The sequence below is a fragment of the Pseudomonas sp. BT-42-2 genome (genome assembly GCF_025847435.2).
Taxonomy (GTDB): Bacteria; Pseudomonadota; Gammaproteobacteria; order Pseudomonadales; family Pseudomonadaceae; genus Aquipseudomonas; species Aquipseudomonas urmiensis.
In genome coordinates this window covers 242,580-260,512 of sequence record NZ_JAOYTM010000007.1, presented here as the reverse complement: position 1 = coordinate 260,512, position 17,933 = coordinate 242,580, and the positions used below count along the sequence as shown (strand labels likewise).

General features: G+C 64.0%; 16 protein-coding genes. 8 read left to right on the top strand and 8 right to left on the bottom strand.

Annotation, left to right across the window (positions count from 1 at the left end; all coding sequences use genetic code 11):
* The first annotated feature begins 10 nt into the window (after positions 1-10).
* The gene (locus tag OIU19_RS07875) at positions 11-868 is read left to right on the top strand and encodes an SDR family oxidoreductase (protein WP_264234553.1); all 858 of its coding nucleotides are present in this window, start codon (positions 11-13) and stop codon (positions 866-868) included.
* 30 nt (positions 869-898) lie between these two features.
* On the opposite strand, the gene OIU19_RS07870 is transcribed toward OIU19_RS07875, so the two are convergent.
* From OIU19_RS07870 to OIU19_RS07835, 8 genes are all read right to left on the bottom strand, one after another.
* On the bottom strand, positions 899-1,063 hold the full coding sequence (locus OIU19_RS07870; protein WP_264234552.1) for a hypothetical protein: 165 nt from the start codon (positions 1,061-1,063) through the stop codon (positions 899-901).
* A gap of 105 nt (positions 1,064-1,168) precedes the next feature.
* Entirely contained in the window at positions 1,169-2,758 is a 1,590-nt protein-coding gene (locus tag OIU19_RS07865; protein ID WP_264234551.1) for an aldehyde dehydrogenase (NADP(+)), read from the bottom strand.
* 56 nt (positions 2,759-2,814) lie between these two features.
* Positions 2,815-3,810 (bottom strand): AraD1 family protein, encoded by a 996-nt coding sequence (araD1, locus tag OIU19_RS07860; protein ID WP_264234550.1) that lies wholly within the window; start codon positions 3,808-3,810, stop codon positions 2,815-2,817.
* Positions 3,811-3,865: 55 nt separating this feature from the next.
* Entirely contained in the window at positions 3,866-5,041 is a 1,176-nt protein-coding gene (locus OIU19_RS07855; RefSeq protein ID WP_186553336.1) for an L-lyxonate dehydratase, read from the bottom strand.
* Positions 5,042-5,071: 30 nt separating this feature from the next.
* Entirely contained in the window at positions 5,072-6,385 is a 1,314-nt protein-coding gene (locus tag OIU19_RS07850) for an MFS transporter (RefSeq protein WP_264234549.1), read from the bottom strand.
* A gap of 388 nt (positions 6,386-6,773) precedes the next feature.
* On the bottom strand, positions 6,774-7,787 hold the full coding sequence (locus OIU19_RS07845) for a 4-hydroxythreonine-4-phosphate dehydrogenase PdxA (RefSeq protein WP_264234548.1): 1,014 nt from the start codon (positions 7,785-7,787) through the stop codon (positions 6,774-6,776).
* Positions 7,784-8,743 (bottom strand): amidohydrolase, encoded by a 960-nt coding sequence (locus OIU19_RS07840; RefSeq protein ID WP_264234547.1) that lies wholly within the window; start codon positions 8,741-8,743, stop codon positions 7,784-7,786. The genes OIU19_RS07845 and OIU19_RS07840 overlap by 4 nt, the downstream gene beginning before the upstream one ends.
* Positions 8,736-10,061 (bottom strand): MFS transporter, encoded by a 1,326-nt coding sequence (locus tag OIU19_RS07835; protein ID WP_264234546.1) that lies wholly within the window; start codon positions 10,059-10,061, stop codon positions 8,736-8,738. The genes OIU19_RS07840 and OIU19_RS07835 overlap by 8 nt, the downstream gene beginning before the upstream one ends.
* Before the next feature lie 227 nt (positions 10,062-10,288).
* Between OIU19_RS07835 and OIU19_RS07830 the strand changes: the two genes are divergently transcribed.
* From OIU19_RS07830 to OIU19_RS07800, 7 genes are all read left to right on the top strand, one after another.
* A complete protein-coding gene (locus OIU19_RS07830; protein WP_319004500.1) occupies positions 10,289-11,299 on the top strand; it encodes a tripartite tricarboxylate transporter substrate binding protein in 1,011 nt (336 codons plus the stop codon).
* A gap of 20 nt (positions 11,300-11,319) precedes the next feature.
* Positions 11,320-11,850 (top strand): tripartite tricarboxylate transporter TctB family protein, encoded by a 531-nt coding sequence (locus tag OIU19_RS07825; protein WP_264234545.1) that lies wholly within the window; start codon positions 11,320-11,322, stop codon positions 11,848-11,850.
* Positions 11,847-13,370 (top strand): tripartite tricarboxylate transporter permease, encoded by a 1,524-nt coding sequence (locus OIU19_RS07820; protein ID WP_186553343.1) that lies wholly within the window; start codon positions 11,847-11,849, stop codon positions 13,368-13,370. The genes OIU19_RS07825 and OIU19_RS07820 overlap by 4 nt, the downstream gene beginning before the upstream one ends.
* A gap of 103 nt (positions 13,371-13,473) precedes the next feature.
* A complete protein-coding gene (locus OIU19_RS07815; protein ID WP_186553344.1) occupies positions 13,474-14,415 on the top strand; it encodes a LysR family transcriptional regulator in 942 nt (313 codons plus the stop codon).
* Between the two features lie 310 nt (positions 14,416-14,725).
* Positions 14,726-16,135 (top strand): circularly permuted type 2 ATP-grasp protein, encoded by a 1,410-nt coding sequence (locus OIU19_RS07810; protein ID WP_186553345.1) that lies wholly within the window; start codon positions 14,726-14,728, stop codon positions 16,133-16,135.
* A gap of 3 nt (positions 16,136-16,138) precedes the next feature.
* The gene (locus OIU19_RS07805) at positions 16,139-17,089 is read left to right on the top strand and encodes an alpha-E domain-containing protein (RefSeq protein ID WP_264234544.1); all 951 of its coding nucleotides are present in this window, start codon (positions 16,139-16,141) and stop codon (positions 17,087-17,089) included.
* Positions 17,086-17,865: a transglutaminase family protein gene (locus tag OIU19_RS07800; protein WP_264234543.1), complete on the top strand. Its 780-nt coding sequence runs from the start codon at positions 17,086-17,088 to the stop codon at positions 17,863-17,865. The genes OIU19_RS07805 and OIU19_RS07800 overlap by 4 nt, the downstream gene beginning before the upstream one ends.
* The last annotated feature ends 68 nt before the right edge of the window (positions 17,866-17,933 follow it).

Genomic DNA, 17,933 nt, shown 5'->3' with positions numbered 1-17,933 from the left:
GCCTTGTTCCATGAGCGACTACCCTACTCCGCCATTCCCCTCCCAAGCGCAAAGCGTTCCAGGTTCACAACGCAAGATGGAGCCGTATCCGGACTGCGGTGAACAGACCTACACCGGGCACAATCGGCTCGACGGCAAGATCGCCCTGATCACCGGTGCCGACAGCGGCATCGGCCGAGCGGTTGCGATTGCCTATGCCCGCGAAGGCGCAGACGTTGCCATCGCCTATCTCGATGAGCACGACGATGCCCAGGAAACCGCGCGCTGGGTCGAGGCGGCGGGTCGCCAATGCCTGCTGCTACCCGGTGACCTGGCGCACAAACAGCACTGCTACGAGATCGTCGACAAAACCGTGGCGCAGTTCGGTCGCATCGACATCCTGGTTAATAACGCCGCGTTCCAGATGGCCCATGAAACCCTGGACGAGATTGACGATGATGAGTGGGTGAAGACCTTCGACACCAACATCACGGCGATCTTTCGCATCTGCCAGCGGGCATTGCCGTCGATGGGCAAAGGTGCTTCGATCATCAATACCAGTTCGGTCAACTCCGATGATCCGTCACCTAGCCTGTTGGCGTATGCCGCTACCAAGGGTGCCATCGCCAACTTCAGCGCAGGCCTTGCCCAATTGCTGGCCAAGCAAGGCATTCGGGTCAACAGTGTCGCGCCGGGGCCGATCTGGACACCGCTGATCCCCGCCACCATGCCGGATGAGGCAGTAAGGAACTTCGGCTCGGGCTACCCGATGGGACGACCAGGGCAACCGGTTGAGGTTGCACCGATCTACGTCCTGCTGGCTTCTGATGAAGCGAGCTACATCTCCGGCTCGCGCTACGCGGTCACCGGCGGCAAACCGATTCTTTGAGCACGACGCTGAGGCCCGCGGGTGCGGGCCTCAGTGCTTTTTCGACGGTTCTTGGCGAGCCGTCTTCTGCGCGGTCGAATCATGCTCGGTACCTGACGAACCATCCGGTCGATGGGCATCGTTGTCCCGCTCCTGTTCACCCTGCGGCTTGGCCGGTGGCGGTGTTTCAACGCTGTCTTCGCTATGCTTTTTCATCGCTTGCCCTGCTCCCTCTCGGTGTCCCGTTGAACAAGTGATGCCCTGACGGTCAATAAAGTTCAGGCCACAGCGCAAGCCGGCATTGCCACGTTTTTTCCTGATTCAGGCAGACGTCAGTGGCGCTCGCGTGTAGCCACTGTCGACGAGCCGCATGATGCCCAGCGGATTGGCATCCTTGAGCGCATCCGGCAACAGCGCATCCGGGTAGTTCTGGTAGCACACCGGACGCAGGAAACGGTCGATCGCCAGGCTGCCAACCGAGGTGCCACGGGCGTCAGAGGTGGCCGGGTAAGGCCCGCCGTGAACCATCGCATCGCACACTTCAACGCCAGTTGGGTAGCCGTTGAGCAGCAGGCGCCCGGCTTTGCGCTCAAGCTCCGGCACCAGCCTGGCGAACTGCTGCAGGTCCTCGGGTTCGGCAATCAAGGTCGCAGTGAGCTGGCCATGCAACGCCCGCACTACGTCCACCAGCTGTGGCTCATCGGCCACTTCGACGACGAGGGTGCAAGGGCCGAAGACCTCTTCCTGCAACCTGGCATCGCCATCGAGCAGCAACTGCGCATCCGCCTGGAACAGTTGCGGCTGCGCCTGCTGGCCTTGTTGCGTCCGGCCGGCCAGATGGCGGACGCCAGGATGACCGTGCAACGCGGCGACGCCGTTGCAATAGCTGTCCAGGGTGCCGGCATTGAGCATGGTCTGCGCCGGCTGGTCGGCCATGCGCGCAGCAAACTGTTCGAGGAACTCGGTGAAGGCCGGGGCGCGGACGCCGATGATCAACCCTGGGTTGGTGCAGAACTGCCCGCAACCTTGCACCACGGAGGCAGTCAGTTCGGTTGCCACCGCCTCGCCGCGCTGGGCGATGGCAGCGGGCAGCAGCAACACCGGGTTGATGCTGCTCATCTCGGCGAACACCGGGATCGGTTGGGGCCGCGCCGCCGCCATGTCACACAGGGCGCGCCCGCCTTTGAGCGAGCCAGTGAAGCCCACCGCCTGAATCGCGGGGTGCTTGACCAGCTGCTCGCCCACGCCAGCGCCGTAGATCATGTTGAAGGTGCCGTCGGGCATGGCGCAACGCTGCACTGCACGCATGATCGCATCGGCGACCAGCTCGGCTGTAGCCATGTGCCCGGAATGAGCCTTGAATACTACCGGGCAGCCGGCGGCCAAGGCTGCAGCGGTGTCGCCCCCGGCGGTGGAGAAGGCCAGGGGAAAGTTGCTGGCACCAAACACTGCGACTGGCCCGACGCCGGTTCGGCATTGTCGAAGGTCGACGCGCGGCAGCGGTTGGCGATCCGGCTGGGCACGGTCGATGCGTGCGCCGAGCCAGTCACCGCGGCGCAGCACCTCGGCGAACAGGCGCATCTGGCCGCTGGTGCGCGCCCGTTCGCCCTTGATACGCGCCTCAGGCAGCGCCGTTTCGCGGCAGACCACGCTGACGAAGTTGTCGTCGAGCAAGTCGATTTCCTCAGCGATGGCCTCAAGAAATGCTGCACGTCGATCGGGGGATGTACTGCGGTAGGCGGCAAATGCAGCGGCTGCCGCCTGTGCAGCGGCATCCACCTCTTCAGCGGTGGCCTGGGTAAAACGGTACGGCAGTGCCTGCGCGGTATGCGCGTCAAAACTGTGCAATACCACCGCACCCGCGGCGCAGCGTGCGCCGCCAATGTAGTTGTAACCGAGCAAGTTGAGCATAACGACCTCATAAGCGTGAGCCGGCCGAGTCTGGGCCGGCTTTCTGACGAGCAATCCTAGAGACGGGCGACAGCCCCCGGCAGGATCGGCACGTCGCAAGCGACGATGCCGTTGCGCAAAGGCGCGCCGAATTCATCCATGGCGATTTCGAAGGTGTCGCCAGGCGCCGCCTTGATGCCGTCGGCGAAGGACAACGTGGCAGTGCCGAAGTAATGCACGTGGACATCACCGGGGCGCAGGAACTGGGCGTACTTGAAGTGATGGAACTCAAGGTTGGCCAGGCTGTGGCACATGTTGCCCTCGCCCGAGAGGAATTCACCCTCCCACAGCACTTGCGCGCCGCGCAGGATGCGGCTGCGACCTTGCAGGTGCGCTGGCAGCTCGCCGACCCGCAGCTCCGGGCCAAAGGCGCAGGCACGTAGCTTGGAATGGGCCAGGTAGAGGTAGTTGCGCCGCTCCATCACATGGTCGGAAAACTCGTTGCCCAAGGCATAGCCCAGCCGATGCGGCAGGCCGTCATCGCCGATCACATACAGCCCGACCAACTCCGGCTCCTCGCCAGCGTCCTCGGCGAACGCCGGCAGCGGCAGGTCACCCCCGGGGCGGACGACGATGCTGCCGTCGCCCTTGTAGAACCATTCTGGCTGCGCCCCAACCTGCCCCTGCGCAGGCTTGCCGCCATCGAGCCCCCATTTGAAGATGCGCATGGTGTCGGTCAGGGTCGCCTCGTCTGGCTCGCCCTGCTGGTGCATCTTGTCGCGTGTCGCGGCGCTGCCCAGGTGGGTCAGGCCAGTGCCGCTGACCAGGCAATGGGCCGGGTCTTCATGGTCCAGCGGTGGCAATACCCTGCCCGCCTGCAGCAGGCCGGCATAATCCGGGCCGGCGTCACTGCCACGGGCCAGGACCTCTTCAACCAGGCCATGGCCGCTGCGGATCGCCGCCAAGGCCAGTTCGCGGGTGCTGCTGGTTGCTCGCAACGTGCGCACCTGAGCACCTTCGATCACCCCCACGCGGCGCTGGCCGGCCTGGTCTTCGAATTGAATCAACCGCATGTGTCGTTCCCCTTGCGCAAGGCCGGGCGCCAGCGCGTGGCGGCGCCCGACGCGATCATTCGATGATGTTGAAGTCGTTGAGGTATTGCTCGGAAATCTCCAGCCCCAGGCCCGGCTTGTCGTCGTCCAGCTGGATGTAGCCGTTGACCGGTTGCGGCTCGCCCTTGAACACGTAGTAGAACAACTCGTTGCCGACCTCGACGTCGAACACCGGGAAGAACTCGGCCATCGGCGAGGCGGTGCTGGCCATGGTCAGGTGATAGTTGTGCATCTGCCCGGCATGGGGAATGACCGGTACCGACCAGGCTTCGGCCATGGCGTTGATCTTGCGCGCGGCGGTAATGCCGCCAACGCGGTTGGTGTCGTACTGGATGACGTCCACCGCGCGGCGCTCGAGCAGGTCCTTGAAACCATGGCCGGTGAACTCGTGCTCGCCGCCCGAGATCGGCATGATGCCCATCTTCTTCAACTCGATATAACCTTCGATGTCATCGGCGATCACCGGCTCTTCCAGCCAGCGCGGCTCGAATTCGGCCAGCTTGGGCAGCATCCGCCGGGCGTACTCCAGGGTCCAGCCCATGTAGCATTCGAGCATGATGTCGACATCCGGGCCGGCCAGTTCACGCAGCGCGCGCACCTGCTCGATGTTGCGGCGCATGCCGGCCGGGCCATCCTTTGGGCCGTAGCCAAAGCGCATCTTCAGCGCGGTGAAACCTTGGTTCAGATAGCCTTGGGCTTCTTCCAGGAACAGGTCGAGGTTGTCATTGGCGTAGAGCTTGGAGGCGTAGGTCCAGATCTTTTCCTTGGTGCGCCCGCCGAGCAGCTTGAACACCGGTTTGTTGACGGCCTTGCCCATGATGTCCCAGATCGCCAGGTCGATGGCCGAAATGGCGGCCATGCCGATGCCCTTGCGTCCCCAGGCATGGGTGCGGCGGTACATCTTCTGCCAGATGTACTCGCTGTCGAAGGGGTCTTCGCCGATGCAGATCGGTGCCAGGTACAGGTCGATGATTTCCTTGGCCACTCGCGGCGCCAGGGCGCAGTTACCGATGCCGACGATGCCGGTGTCGGTTTCGATTTCTACCACCAGCCAACCATGGAAGCGGAATGAGCCCATGGCATCGCCACGCTCGAAGAGGATGTCGCTGGCGTTGGTGCAAAAGTGCGCCTGGGGCGGCACGACTTTGCCTTTCCATTCAAAGACACGGGTGCGGACAGATTTGATTTTCATCGGTGAAGGTCCTCTCACTACAAGGGATGATCAGCCGGCCCGGGCAACTTCGAGCGGGGCTGGGGTGGGTCGGGAAGCTTTCAGTCGGGACAGCAGGCAGGCCCCCAGCACGCCGACCACGGCCAAGGCGAACATGCCAGCGCGGGGGTCGGCGAACAGGGTTTCGGTCAGGGTCTTGAGGTTCGGCGCAACGAAACCGCCGAGATTGCCCAACGAGTTGATCAGGGCAATGCCACTGGCGGCGGCGGCGCCGCTGAGGTAGCCGGTGGGCAGGGTCCAGAACAGCGGTTGCACGGCAACGAAGCCGGCGGCGGCGAAACAGAAGGCGACAATCGCCAGTGCCAGGCTGCCGGCCAGCGCCGAGGCGGCAATACCCGCCGCCGCCATGGCCAGCATGACCACCGCCAGCTGCCGATGCAGTCCGCTACGGTCGGCGTAACGGGTCACCAGGCGGGTCACCACCAAGGCGCACGCCCAAGGGATGGCGGTGTAGAGGCCGACATTCAGGCTGACCTGGCCGTCGAGGAAGCTGGCGATGCGGGTCGGCAGGTAGAACACCACGCCGTACACGCTCATCTGCACGGTGAAATACACCAGGCAGAACTTCAGTACCTGGCGATTGCGTAACGCAGCGAGAAAGCCATGCGGTCCGTGGCCCTGTTTCTGCGCATCTTCTTCGGCCAGCTGCTGCTCCAGCGCCTGTTTTTGCGCGTCATTCAACCAGCGGGCCTGGGCTGGGCGATCAACCAGGTAGAAATACGCGGCAATCCCGACCAGCGACGCCAGCAGCCCCTCGACGACGAACAGCCACTGCCAGTTGGCCATGCCGAACACCCCCTTGAACTCCAGCAGCCAGCCCGACAGCGGCCCGCCCAGCACCAGCGCCAAAGGCAGACCGAAGTAGAACAAGCCCAGGGCCTGAGCACGGCTGCGGGCCGGGAACCAGTAGGTGAGATACAGGATGATCCCGGGGAAGAAGCCAGCCTCGGCAACGCCCAGCAGCAAGCGCAGCACATAGAAGGTGGTGGCGTTGTCGGCGAACATCATCGCCGCGCTGACCAGGCCCCAGGTAACCATGATCCGGCACAGCCAGACGCGGGCGCCGAGACGGTGCAGCATCAGGTTGCTGGGCACTTCGAAACAGGCATAGCCGATGAAGAAGATGCTTGCACCGAAGGCGAACGCGGCGTCGCTCAGGCCGGTGTCGGCCTGCAGGTAGGCGCGGGCATAACCGACGTTGGCACGGTCGATGAAGGCCAGTACGTACATCAGGATCAGAAAAGGCAGCAGCCGCGCACGGCTGGTAGAAATGGCCGAGGCCAGAGAGCTGGCAGGGTCGTTCATGGAGCGATCTCCGCGTTTGCCTGGAGCGCTGAGGGAAGCGGCCAGGCAGGTTTTTATTGTTGGTGTTGGGGGCGACTTTAGAGGGGCCTTGCCGGCCTGGATAATCACTTATGCGTATCCATCGATAGCCTGAGGTAATACCTTTCGCGCGGTTGGTCGCGTTGGGGTTATCACCTGGACGTGCGGGTAGCAGGCTGTGCAGCCTGCTGGCTGGAGAAGTTAGGAGCGTAGTTAGAGACGGCCCTGCTCGGGGCCGCCGGATGATTAGCTGTGATGGGGTTGCGCAGGGCTGGGAGGGGGTGGTGCGGCCTTCGCGGGCAAGCCCGCTCCCACAGAATCCTGTACAACCCGTGGGGATTGAGTGGTGTCAGGCAAAGCCGCCGGGCACTCAGCGGGCGTTGCGGCCCATGCGACAGGCAATTTCGAAGGCCTGGCGGGTGGCACCGACATTGGCCTTGCCCTGCCCTGCGATGTCGAAGGCGGTACCGTGGGCTGGGGTGGTGATGGCGATCGGCAGGCCGCCCTGTACGGTGACGCCGCGCGAGAAGCCCATCAGCTTGATGGCGATCTGGCCTTGGTCGTGATACATGGTCACGACGGCGTCGAAGGCCTTGGCATCGCCCTGTACCTTGAGGAAGATGGTGTCGCCAGGATACGGGCCATCGGCATCGATGCCCTGCTCACGCGCCCGCTGCACTGCCGGGCCGATAATGTCCAGCTCCTCACGGCCAAAGCTGCCGTTGTCGCCATTGTGCGGGTTCAGGCCGCACACCCCGATACGCGGGCGGACGAGACCGCTGCGTTTGAGTGCGGTGTCGATCAAGCCAATCGCTTCGAGCACTCGCTGCTGGCTGAGCAGGCCCGGCACCTCGGCCAGGGCCACGTGCGAGGTAACCCGCGAGGTCCACAACGCATCGAGCACGTTGAACTCGCAGAACGGCCCGGTGAAGTCCAGGCGCTCGGCAAACCAGTGCAGCTCGTCACTGTGGCCCATGCCTGCCAGGTGCAGCGAGGTCTTGTTCAGTGGCCCGAACAGTATCGCGTCGGTCTTGCCCGACTGGGTCAGCTCAAGCGCCACGGCCAAGGTATCCAAGCTGTAGCGTCCGCCAATCACACTAGCTTCGCTGCGCGCAAAGGCGCCCTGGGCCTGGCCGCGATACGGGTAGAGCAACGGCGTGTCATCGGCGAAGTCCAGGGTCTGCAACGAGTCGACCCGCCGATAGGGGAACTCGCAACCGGCGATCTGCATACCGCGGCGCACTTCGTCCTCGTCGGCGATCAACACCACGTGCGCCTGGCTGCGTACCTGCGCTTCGGCCAGCAGCCGGGCGATCAGCTCGGGGCCGATACCGGCCGGATCGCCGAGCACCATGGCCAGGCGTGGAAGGGTGTGCTTGCTCATACGGGAGTCCTCATGTCGGGCGATAGCTGGGCATGGCGCAGGGTGTCGGGCACGGTGCGGTAGATCCGCCGTGCATTGCGCAGAAAAAGTTGTTCCTGGGTGGTAGGCGGCAAGTCGGCAACGATGCGCTTGAAGCCGCGGTAGATCTCATCGAAGCTGCCGCACAGGCCATCGACCGGGAAGTTGCTGGCGAACATCGCCCGTTCGCTGCCGAACAGGGCGATGACCTGGCGCACGATCCAGGCGTTGTCCTCGGCGCGCCACGGCTTGCCGGCCTGGCCAATGCCGGAGATCTTTACCGCGACGTTGTCGCAACGGGCGAAGCGCGCCATGGCCGCCTGCCAGTCGGCCAGGCCCTGGGCGCTGCGATCGGACGGCAGCCCGGCATGATTGAGAATCAGCAAGGTATTGGGGAAATCCCGCGCCAGGCGTACCGCCTCGTCGAGGTTCCACCACGGCGTCTGCAGGTCGAAGTGCAGACCATGGCGGCCCAGCTCGGCGTAGCCACGGCGCCACTGCTGATCGCTCATCAAGCTGTGCGAACGGCCAACCTGGTTGGGGTGGGTGGGCCCACCCGGTTTGTGCCGAACGCTGCGTACCCGCGCAAAGCCCGCTTGGGCTGCCAGCACCTGAGGGGCATCGTCGGCATCCAGCCAGGCCTGGGCAACCACCGCATTCGGCGTGCCGTAGCGGGCGGCCAGCGCATGAATGAAGCGGGACTCGCCGATGGGGTCGTTTGAGTCCCACTCCGTTTCCACGTACACCGTCTCGACCACTTGGTGCTCGCCGGCATCGGCAAAATAGTCCTGCGGGAAGTAACGCCGTTTGATCGCGCTGTAGTCGCCGTAGCGAAACGGGATATTGGCGCTCGCCGCCAACCACGGATGCGGGTTGTTCACGGGGTCCCAGAAATGATGATGGGCATCGACGATTGGCCCGTCGTACAACTCAGCCATGGTTAACCTCGGTTTTGTCCAGAGCGATCAACAACGTGCCGACGATGAACAGCGCCGAACACAGGGCAAAGAATCCGAGCACCGCCGGGTAGCCCCCAAGGTGCTGCAACAGAACGCCGACCAGAATCGGCACGACGATGCCGCCCAGGCTGCCGGCGAGGTTCATCACGCCGCCGATCAGGCCTACCCGCGAGGGCGCGGCGAGCAATGCTGGGAAGCTCCAGTAGAGGCTGCCCCACATGAGGAAGAACGCCGTCAGCGACAGCAGCGCTACAGCGGCATAGGCATTGCTCAGGCCAGGCAGCAGGAGAAACGCGCACAGCGCCACTAGGCCGGAAAAGCTCAGTAGCCCCTTGGCCGCCAAGCCTCGGCGCACGCCCTTGCGGATCAGCATGTCGCACAGGAAGCCACCGACCAGCGAACCCAGCGCCCCGCACAGGAAGATGATGAAGGTAGCAGCGCCGATGCCTTTGATATCGAAACCGCGGGCATGGGCCAGATAGCTCGGCCCCCAGGTCAACAGGCCAAAGAACACCATGGCCCAACTGGCGCGCCCGAGCAGGATGCCGGTCAGCGAGCGTGGCGCGATGCCCAGGCCTTTAGCCTGTCGCTGCGCCGCTTCAGCGGCCGGTACGGCGCGCCCACCATTGATTTGCTCAAGCTCGGCGGCATTGACCGAGGCATGTTCGGCGGGGTTGTCGCGCAAGTAGTGCCAGGCCAGCCAGGCCATGGCCAGGGTGGCGATGCCGGCGACGAAAAAGGCGATGCGCCAGGAGCCGAGCACAGCAATCAGGTAGGCAATGATCAGCCCGCCAAGCGCAGCCCCCAGCGGGCCGCCGCAGTCCATCAGCACGGCGCCGCGGCTGCGCTCGCTGGGGCCGAGCCAGAGCGAATTGAGTTTGCCGCCGGAGGGAAACAACGGCGCCTCCGCAGCGCCCAGCGCCACCCGCGCGAACATCAGTGACAACCCGCCCGTGGCGAATGCCGCGAGGGTCTGGAAAGCCCCCCACAAACCCGTTGACCAGCCGATCACCCGGCGCGGACCAAAGCGATCGATCAACCAGCCGCCAGGGATCTGCAACAACGCATAGGCCCAGAAGAAACTACTCAGAATCAGCCCTTGCATGCTCGGCGAAAGCTCGAATTCGGCGGCAATGGTGGGCATGGCGATCGACAGCGAAACACGGTCGATCAAGTTGATCACCGTCAGTGCAAAGATGATGGCGAAGATGCGCCAGCGCACGTTGCTGGCCTTCAGCGCGACAGCTTTATCGGCTGAATGCGCAGCTTGCAGCACAGCCGTTTGTGCCTGAGCCATAGGAGCTACCTCTGCTTGTTATTGTTGTGATCCGGTCGTTGCCGGCACAGCGACTATGGCCGGCGCAACGATAACCGTCTAATCAAAGCTGCTCATACAGCCATTGCCTGAGGTTATCGCTCAGCTATAACCCAGGGCTATCGATGTATGCCTAACTTTGAATAGACGCTTATCGGTTCCCTTCGCACACTGCGGCTACCCATAACAAAGACAACAAGAGGTCACCCATGCGATACGCCTACGCGCGTCACCTGTCGTCGTTCCTGGCCGCCTGCGCCCTGCTCAGTGCCCCCGCCCTGCCCGCCCTCGCCGAGGCCTGGAAACCCCAGAAGAACGTGGAGATCGTGGTCGCCGGAGGCCCGGGCGGCGGCACCGATCAACTGGCCCGGCTGATCCAGTCGGCGATCAGCCAGCATCAGCTGCTGGACGTCAATACCGTGGTGCTCAACAAAGGTGGCGGCAATGGCGCCGAAGCCTTTCTCGACATGAAGCTGGCCCAGGGCGATGCGCACAAACTGGTGATCGGCACCAACAATGTGTACCTGTTGCCGCTGGTGGCCAAGCTCGGCTACCAGTGGACCGACCTGACGCCAGTGGCAGCGGTGGCTGAGGACGACTTCATTCTCTGGACCTATCAGGATGCACCCTGGGCCGATGCCGCAGCGTTCAAAGGCGCGTTGGCTGATGGCGGCAAGCTGCGCTTCGGTGGCAGCCAGTCGAAAGATGTCGACCAGACCCTGGCGCTGCTAATCGGCAAGCAAGTCGGCAGCAAGCTCACCTACATCCCGTTCAAGAGCGGCAGCGAGGCTTCGATCCAGCTGGCCGGCAAGCACATCGCGGCCAACCTCAACAACCCCGCCGAAAGCCTCAGCCAATGGCGTGGCGGCCAGGTCAGGCCGCTGTGCGTGTTCAGCCACGAACGCATGATCTACCAGGAAAAGGTCACCGCCGAGCAGTCCTGGGCCGACATCCCCACCTGCCATGAGCAGGGCCTGGGCATCGATCAGTACCGCTTCCCGCGCACGGTGTTCCTGCCGGGAGCGATCAGCGAGGCGCAACGCAGTTTCTATGTCGAACTGCTGCGCAAGGTCAGCCAGACCCCGGAGTTCAAGGCCTATATCGAGCGTTCGGCCCTGGCCCCGACTTTCCTTGAGGGGCAGGCATTGGTCAGCTACATCGAACAGGACCGTGAGCGGGTCATCCCGCTGTTCCAGGATGCCGGCTGGCTGCGCCAGTGAACCTTGCAAGGGAGAGCACCATGTCCAGCCCCTCAGACACACCGCTGGTTGCCACCCGCTGGGTGGAGACCGGCCTTGCCCTGTTCACCGGCGCATTGGGCGCCATCCTCATGCACGGCAGCCTGGCGATCGGCATCGGCTGGGGCGATGCCGGCCCCGAGGCCGGCTACTTCCCCTTCTACATCGGCCTGCTGCTGAGCTGCGCCAGCCTCGGCAATCTGCTGCTGGCATTGCTGCGCCGCCCAGCGGTCGCCGAATCCTTCGTCGGCCGCCAGGCGTTTCGCCAGGTGCTGGCGGTGTTCCTGCCGATCGTGGGCTTTGTCGCCGCCATACCGTTCACCGGCATCTACCTGGCCTCGATCCTGTTCATCGCCTGGTTCATGTGGCGCGCACGGCGTGCAGGTCAGGGCCATCGCTGGCTGACCATGGTGCTGGTGTCCTGCGGCGCCGCACTGGCCAGCTACCTGATCTTCGCGTTGTGGTTCAAGGTGCCGCTGCCAACTGGCCTGCTGGGTGACGTGGCCAATGTACTGGGAGGGCTGCGGCCATGAGTGAAATCGACTCGTTGATGCAAGGCATGAGCCTGATCCTCAGCGCACATCACCTGGGGCTGATGGTGGTCGGCGTGCTGCTGGGGATTCTGGTCGGCGTGCTGCCAGGGCTGGGCGCACCGAATGGCGTGGCCCTGCTGCTGCCGCTGACCTTCACCATGGAGCCGGTGTCGGCGATCATCCTGCTGTCGTGCATGTACTGGGGAGCGTTGTTCGGCGGCTCGATCACCTCGATCCTGTTCAACATACCCGGCGAGCCGTCGTCGGTGGCGACCACCTTCGACGGCTACCCGATGGCGCGCAACGGCCAGGCCGGCGAAGCGCTGACCGCCGCGTTCACCTCGGCGCTGCTCGGCGCGCTGGTCGGGGTGTTGCTGCTGACCTTCCTGTCGACCCATATCGCCCGCTTCGCCTTACAGTTCAGCTCACCGGAATTCTTTGCCGTGTATCTGCTGGCGTTCTGCACCTTCATCGGCCTGAGCAAGAACCCACCGCTCAAGACCCTGGTAGCGATGATGATCGGCTTCGGCATGGCGGCCGTCGGCATGGACACTGTGTCCGGCGAACTGCGCCTGACCTTCGAGCAACCCTGGCTGCTCTCGGGGCTCAGCTTCGAGGTGGCGGTGATCGGCCTGTTCGGCATCGGCGAAATCCTTTGCACAGTGGAGGAGGGCCTGGTGTTTCGCGGTGAACGGGCGCGCATCACGCCGATGGTGATCCTGCGCACCTGGGCCAAGCTGCCACGCTACTGGCTGACCTGGCTGCGCAGTGCACTGGTCGGTTGCTGGATGGGCGTCACCCCTGGCGGGCCGACCGCCGCCTCGTTCATGAGCTACAGCCTGGCGCGGCGCTTCTCGAAAAACCGCGAGCGCTTTGGCAGTGGCGAGGTGGAAGGGGTGATCGCCCCGGAAACCGCCGACCACAGCGCCGGCACCAGCGCCCTGCTACCGATGTTGACACTGGGCATCCCCGGCTCGGCAACCGCAGCGGTGATGCTCGGTGGCCTGATGATCTGGGGGCTGCATCCAGGGCCGACACTGTTCGTCGAACAGCACGACTTCGTCTGGGGGCTGATCGCCAGCATGTACCTGGGCAACGTCGTCAGCCTGATCGTGGTGCTGGCCACGGTGCCATTGTTCGCCTCGATCCTGCGCATCCCGTTTTCGATCATCGCGCCGATCATCATCATGGTCTGCGCTATCGGTGCCTATTCGGTGCACAACTCGATGACCGATGTCGGCCTGATGCTGATCTTCGGTGCGCTGGGCTATCTGTTCAAGAAGCTCGGCTATCCGATCGCCCCGCTGGTGCTGGCGGCAGTATTGGGCGACAAGGCCGAGGACGCCTTCCGCCAGTCGATGCTGTTCTCCGACGGGCAGTTGGCGATCTTCTGGTCCAACCCGCTGGTGGCCAGCCTGAGCAGCGCGGCCCTGGTAATGCTGTTCTGGCCGCTGTTGGCCAAGGCCATCGCCGGTCTGCGTAGCGTGCTCGGGCGCAAGCTGGCCCGGCGCCCGGCATAACCTTGCAGTCGCCACCGCCTTGAGGGCGCGCCTGCCCCGCGGCGGTGGCGCCCTCTTCCATTTCTTGTCAATCTTGGCCTCCCCTATGCTCACGAGCCAGACCATGTCCCGCATCCCCGACGCCAACATCATCCACAGCCGGCTGCGCCTGCGGCAACTGCGCCTGATGCTGGCCCTGGACGAACTCGGCTCGCTGCGCCGCGCCGCCGAAGAGATCGGCATGACCCAACCGGCCGCCACCAAGATGCTCCACGAAGCCGAGGACCTGCTCGGCGTCGAGCTGTTCGAACGGCTGGCCCGCGGCATGCGTGCAACACCGTTCGGCGAGACGCTGATCTACTATGCGCGGATGATCTTCGCCGAGCTGTCGGGCATGCGCGAGGAAATGGTCGCGCTGGAATCGGGCAACCTCGGCCGGGTCACCATCGGTGCCATTCCAGCGCTGGCCTCAGGCTTGCTGACGCGCACCATCGCCACCCTCAAGCAGAGCCACCCACGGCTGTCGATGAGCCTGCAGGTGGACACCAGCGATGTCCTGGTCCAGGCCCTGCAACAGGACCAGCTGGATGTAGTGCTGGGGCGCATCCCGAGCAATGCGCGTACCGACGACTTGCAGTTCGACAGCCTCGGCGAAGAGGAGCTGTGCGTGATCACCGGCGCCCAGCACCCGCTGGCCAAGGTGAAAAAGATCGCCTGGACCGAGCTGCAGGAAATGACCTGGGTGCTGCAACAGCATCCAAGCCCGATGCGCACCATCGTCAACCAGGCGTTCCACAACGCCCGGATCGACTTGCCCAGCAGCATCGTCGAGACCACCTCGATCATGACCTTGCTGTCATTGCTGCAGCAGACCGACATGATTGGCATCACCCCGCGTTCGGTGGTCGACGACTACCCAGGGCGGCACTTGCTGGCGGTGCTGCCGATCCAGCTTGAGCCGCGCCTGCCGCCTTATGGATTGATCACCCGGCGCAATCGCGTGCAGTCGTCAGCGATGCAGACGTTCATGGCGGCGGTGCGGGCTGAGCAAGGGCGTTCGACCTGATCTTGGTTCAGGCCAGGCACCACTTAGGGTCATCTTCACAGGCAACGACCGCCGCGCTCTGTTTTGATGCATTTTCAATAATGCCCAAGCCTTGGCTAAGCCGGCGACCCCCGGCCATTGGCCATTAATCCACTCAATAGGTCCGCTTTTTTGATAGCAAACAGCGTACATCGGCTGTTTGTTGCACGTTCTGCACTTATCCCCCCCTGCCCCAGGCGTTTCGGCATCGTCATTGCAGTGCTGACCTGCAGCGCCCTGCAATAGCGCCGCCGACGATAAGAATGCCGACTAGACGTGGCAAGGAGTGGGTATGTCCCGAGCGTTTTTCAATGAAATGTATGAGGCTAACGGAAGTTGCCGCCCACATTATCAAGCCTTCGCCCGCTGGCTGGCGAACACCCCACTGGAGCTGCTGGAGCAACGTCGGCGCGAGGCCGACTTGCTGTTTCATCGTGCCGGTATCACTTTCACGCTGTACGGCGACAAGCAAGACACCGAACGCCTGATCCCGTTCGACATCATCCCGCGCAGCATCCGCGCCAGCGAGTGGCGCACGGTCGAGCGCGGCTGCATCCAGCGGGTGCAGGCGCTGAACCTGTTCCTGCAGGACATCTACCACGACCAGCGCATCCTCAAGGCCGGCATCATCCCGCCTGAGCAGGTGCTGGCCAACGAGGGCTACCAGGTCGCCATGCAAGGCCTGCATCTGCATCGCGGCCTCTATGCGCATATCACCGGGGTCGACCTGGTTCGCGACAGCGATGGCACCTACTACGTGCTGGAGGACAACCTGCGCACCCCCAGCGGGGTCAGCTACATGCTCGAAGACCGCAAGATGATGATGCGCTTGTTCCCCGAGCTGTTCGCCGCCCAGCGCATCGCGCCCATCGATCACTACCCCAATCTGCTGCTCGACACACTCAAGAGCGCCAGCCCGCTGGATAACCCTACCGCAGTGGTGCTCACCCCGGGGCGCTTCAACAGCGCCTACTTCGAGCATGCGTTCCTGGCCCGCGAGATGGGCATCGAGCTGGTCGAAGGCGCCGACCTGTTCGTGCGCGACGACCATGTCTACATGCGCACCACGGCAGGTCCCCAGCAAGTGGACGTGATCTATCGGCGACTGGACGATGAGTACCTCGACCCCTTGTCGTTCAACCCCGACTCGATGCTCGGCGTGCCCGGGCTGATCGCCGTGTACCGGGCGGGCAACGTGATCCTGGCCAATGCTGCCGGCACTGGGGTCGCCGACGACAAGTCGATCTACCCCTATGTCGACGAAATGATCCGCTTCTACCTCAGTGAGGAGCCGATTCTGCGCAACGTGCCCACCTGGCAATGCCGCAAGCCGCAGGACCTGTCCCACGTGCTGGCGCACCTGCCGCAGTTGGTGGTCAAGGAGACGCAGGGCTCCGGTGGCTATGGCATGTTGGTCGGGCCGGCGGCGAGCGCTGCGCAGATCGAGGATTTTCGGGCCCGCATCAAGGCCCGCCCGCACGCCTACATCGCCCAGCCCACGCTGTGCTTGTCGACCTGTCCGACCTTCGTCGAAAACGGCATCGCGCCGCGCCACATCGACCTGCGTCCGTTCGTCCTGTCGGGCAGCGAAACCCGCCTGGTGCCTGGCGGCCTGACCCGGGTCGCCTTGCAAGAAGGCTCGCTGGTGGTCAACTCGTCGCAGGGCGGCGGCACCAAGGACACCTGGGTGGTGGAGGACTGACCGATGCTCTCAAGAACCGCTTCCGATCTGTACTGGATGTCCCGTTACCTGGAACGCGCCGAGAACCTTGCGCGCATGCTCGAGGTCAGCTATTCGCTGTCGCTGATGCCCCAGGCCGGGCGTAGCGATGGCCACGCCGAGCTGGCCATGTCGCTACTGGCCTCCGGCACCCTGGACGACTACATCCGGCGCCATACCGAGCTCGACACCGAGCGCATGCTGCACTTCTTCGCGCTCGATGCGACCAACCCCAGCAGCATCTACTGCTGCCTGCAGGCCGCCCGAACCAACGCCCATGCCGTGCGTGGCCGGATCACCGCCGATATGTGGGAAAACATCAACGCCACCTGGATCGAGATGCGCAACATTGCCAGCAATGGCCTGGGGCGCTACGGCATCAGCCAGTTCTGCGATTGGGTCAAGGAACGCTCGCACCTGTTCCGTGGCGCGACCTCCGGCACCATCATGCGCAACGACGCCTATAGCTTCATCCGCCTGGGCACCTTCCTCGAACGGGCGGACAACACCCTGCGCCTGCTCGATGCGCGCTACGAGATGTTCGGGGAAGCCTCCGAGGAAGTCAGCGACGACTCCGCCCGCGGCTACTACCAATGGAGCGCCTTGTTGCGCGCGCTGACCTCGTATGAAGCCTTCAACGAGATCTATCGCGCCCCACCCAGCGCCCGCCCGGTATCCGAACTGCTGTTGCTGCGGGTGGACGTGCCACGTTCGCTGCACGCCTGTATCGAAGAGCTCGACCTGATCCTCGCAGGGTTGCCCGGCAGCACTGGGCGCGCCGCCCAGCGCATGGCCGCCGAACTCAATGCCCGCCTGCGCTACACCGCAATCGATGAAATCCTCGAAGCCGGCCTGCACCTGTGGCTGAGCGATTTCATCGAGCGCATCAACCGGCTCGGCCAAAGCGTGCATAATTCCTATCTGGAGGTCGTATGAAACTGTCCATTCGCCACGACACCACCTACAGCTACGCCAGCGACGTGCGCAACAGCATCCAGTTCCTGCGCCTGACCCCGCGCAGCAGTGAGCGCCAGCGCATTCTCGAATGGCAGCTGGACCTGCCCTGCAAGGTCAACAGCCAGATCGACCCCTATGGCAACATCCTGCATGTGCTGACCCTGGACAAACCCCATGGCCACCTGGCCCTTACGGCCAGTGGCCGGGTGGAGATCGACCCGGATTGCGAATGGGAGGCTGGCAGTCAGTCGCCCCTGCCGTTCCTGCGCAGCAGCCATCTGACCCAAGCCTGCGATGCCCTAAAAGCGTTCGCGGTGCAGCACTGCGGCGCTCAGCGCGACCGGGCCGCACTGACCGCGCTGATGCAGGCCTTGGCCGAGCACATGCCGTATAGCCCGGGGGCGACTTCGGTGGGCACCACGGCCATCGAGGCCTTCGCTGGCGCTGCTGGGGTCTGCCAGGACCATACCCATGCGTTTCTGGCCTGCGCACGCAGCCTGGGTATCCCGGCACGCTATGTCTCCGGTTATCTGTGCACCGAGGACCAAGACCACCTGGCCAGCCACGCCTGGGCCGAAGCTTGGGTCGATGAGGCCTGGTACAGCTTCGACATCACTAATCGCCTGACCCGACCGGAACGGCACCTGAAGCTGGCGATTGGCTTGGACTATCTCGATGCCTGCCCGGTCAGGGGCGTACGCCGTGGTGGCGGGGTCGAATCGATGATGGCCAACGTCCAGGTGCAGCGCCAATAACCCTCTGTCGCTGCACAAGCAGATCCCGTCGCATCGAGTACGGCGGGATCATCCAATCTCGATAACAA

Coding starts and splice junctions, on each gene's coding strand:
- OIU19_RS07825 (WP_264234545.1), top strand. CDS start 11,320: ATGTCCAGCCCCTCAGACACACCGCTGGTTGCCACCCGCTGGGTGGAG.
- OIU19_RS07875 (WP_264234553.1), top strand. CDS start 11: ATGAGCGACTACCCTACTCCGCCATTCCCCTCCCAAGCGCAAAGCGTT.
- OIU19_RS07830 (WP_319004500.1), top strand. CDS start 10,289: ATGCGATACGCCTACGCGCGTCACCTGTCGTCGTTCCTGGCCGCCTGC.
- OIU19_RS07850 (WP_264234549.1), bottom strand. CDS start 6,385: ATGAACGACCCTGCCAGCTCTCTGGCCTCGGCCATTTCTACCAGCCGT.
- OIU19_RS07865 (WP_264234551.1), bottom strand. CDS start 2,758: ATGCTCAACTTGCTCGGTTACAACTACATTGGCGGCGCACGCTGCGCC.
- OIU19_RS07815 (WP_186553344.1), top strand. CDS start 13,474: ATGTCCCGCATCCCCGACGCCAACATCATCCACAGCCGGCTGCGCCTG.
- OIU19_RS07810 (WP_186553345.1), top strand. CDS start 14,726: ATGTCCCGAGCGTTTTTCAATGAAATGTATGAGGCTAACGGAAGTTGC.
- OIU19_RS07855 (WP_186553336.1), bottom strand. CDS start 5,041: ATGAAAATCAAATCTGTCCGCACCCGTGTCTTTGAATGGAAAGGCAAA.
- OIU19_RS07870 (WP_264234552.1), bottom strand. CDS start 1,063: ATGAAAAAGCATAGCGAAGACAGCGTTGAAACACCGCCACCGGCCAAG.
- OIU19_RS07845 (WP_264234548.1), bottom strand. CDS start 7,787: ATGAGCAAGCACACCCTTCCACGCCTGGCCATGGTGCTCGGCGATCCG.
- OIU19_RS07835 (WP_264234546.1), bottom strand. CDS start 10,061: ATGGCTCAGGCACAAACGGCTGTGCTGCAAGCTGCGCATTCAGCCGAT.
- OIU19_RS07820 (WP_186553343.1), top strand. CDS start 11,847: ATGAGTGAAATCGACTCGTTGATGCAAGGCATGAGCCTGATCCTCAGC.
- OIU19_RS07800 (WP_264234543.1), top strand. CDS start 17,086: ATGAAACTGTCCATTCGCCACGACACCACCTACAGCTACGCCAGCGAC.
- araD1 (WP_264234550.1), bottom strand. CDS start 3,810: ATGCGGTTGATTCAATTCGAAGACCAGGCCGGCCAGCGCCGCGTGGGG.
- OIU19_RS07805 (WP_264234544.1), top strand. CDS start 16,139: ATGCTCTCAAGAACCGCTTCCGATCTGTACTGGATGTCCCGTTACCTG.
- OIU19_RS07840 (WP_264234547.1), bottom strand. CDS start 8,743: ATGGCTGAGTTGTACGACGGGCCAATCGTCGATGCCCATCATCATTTC.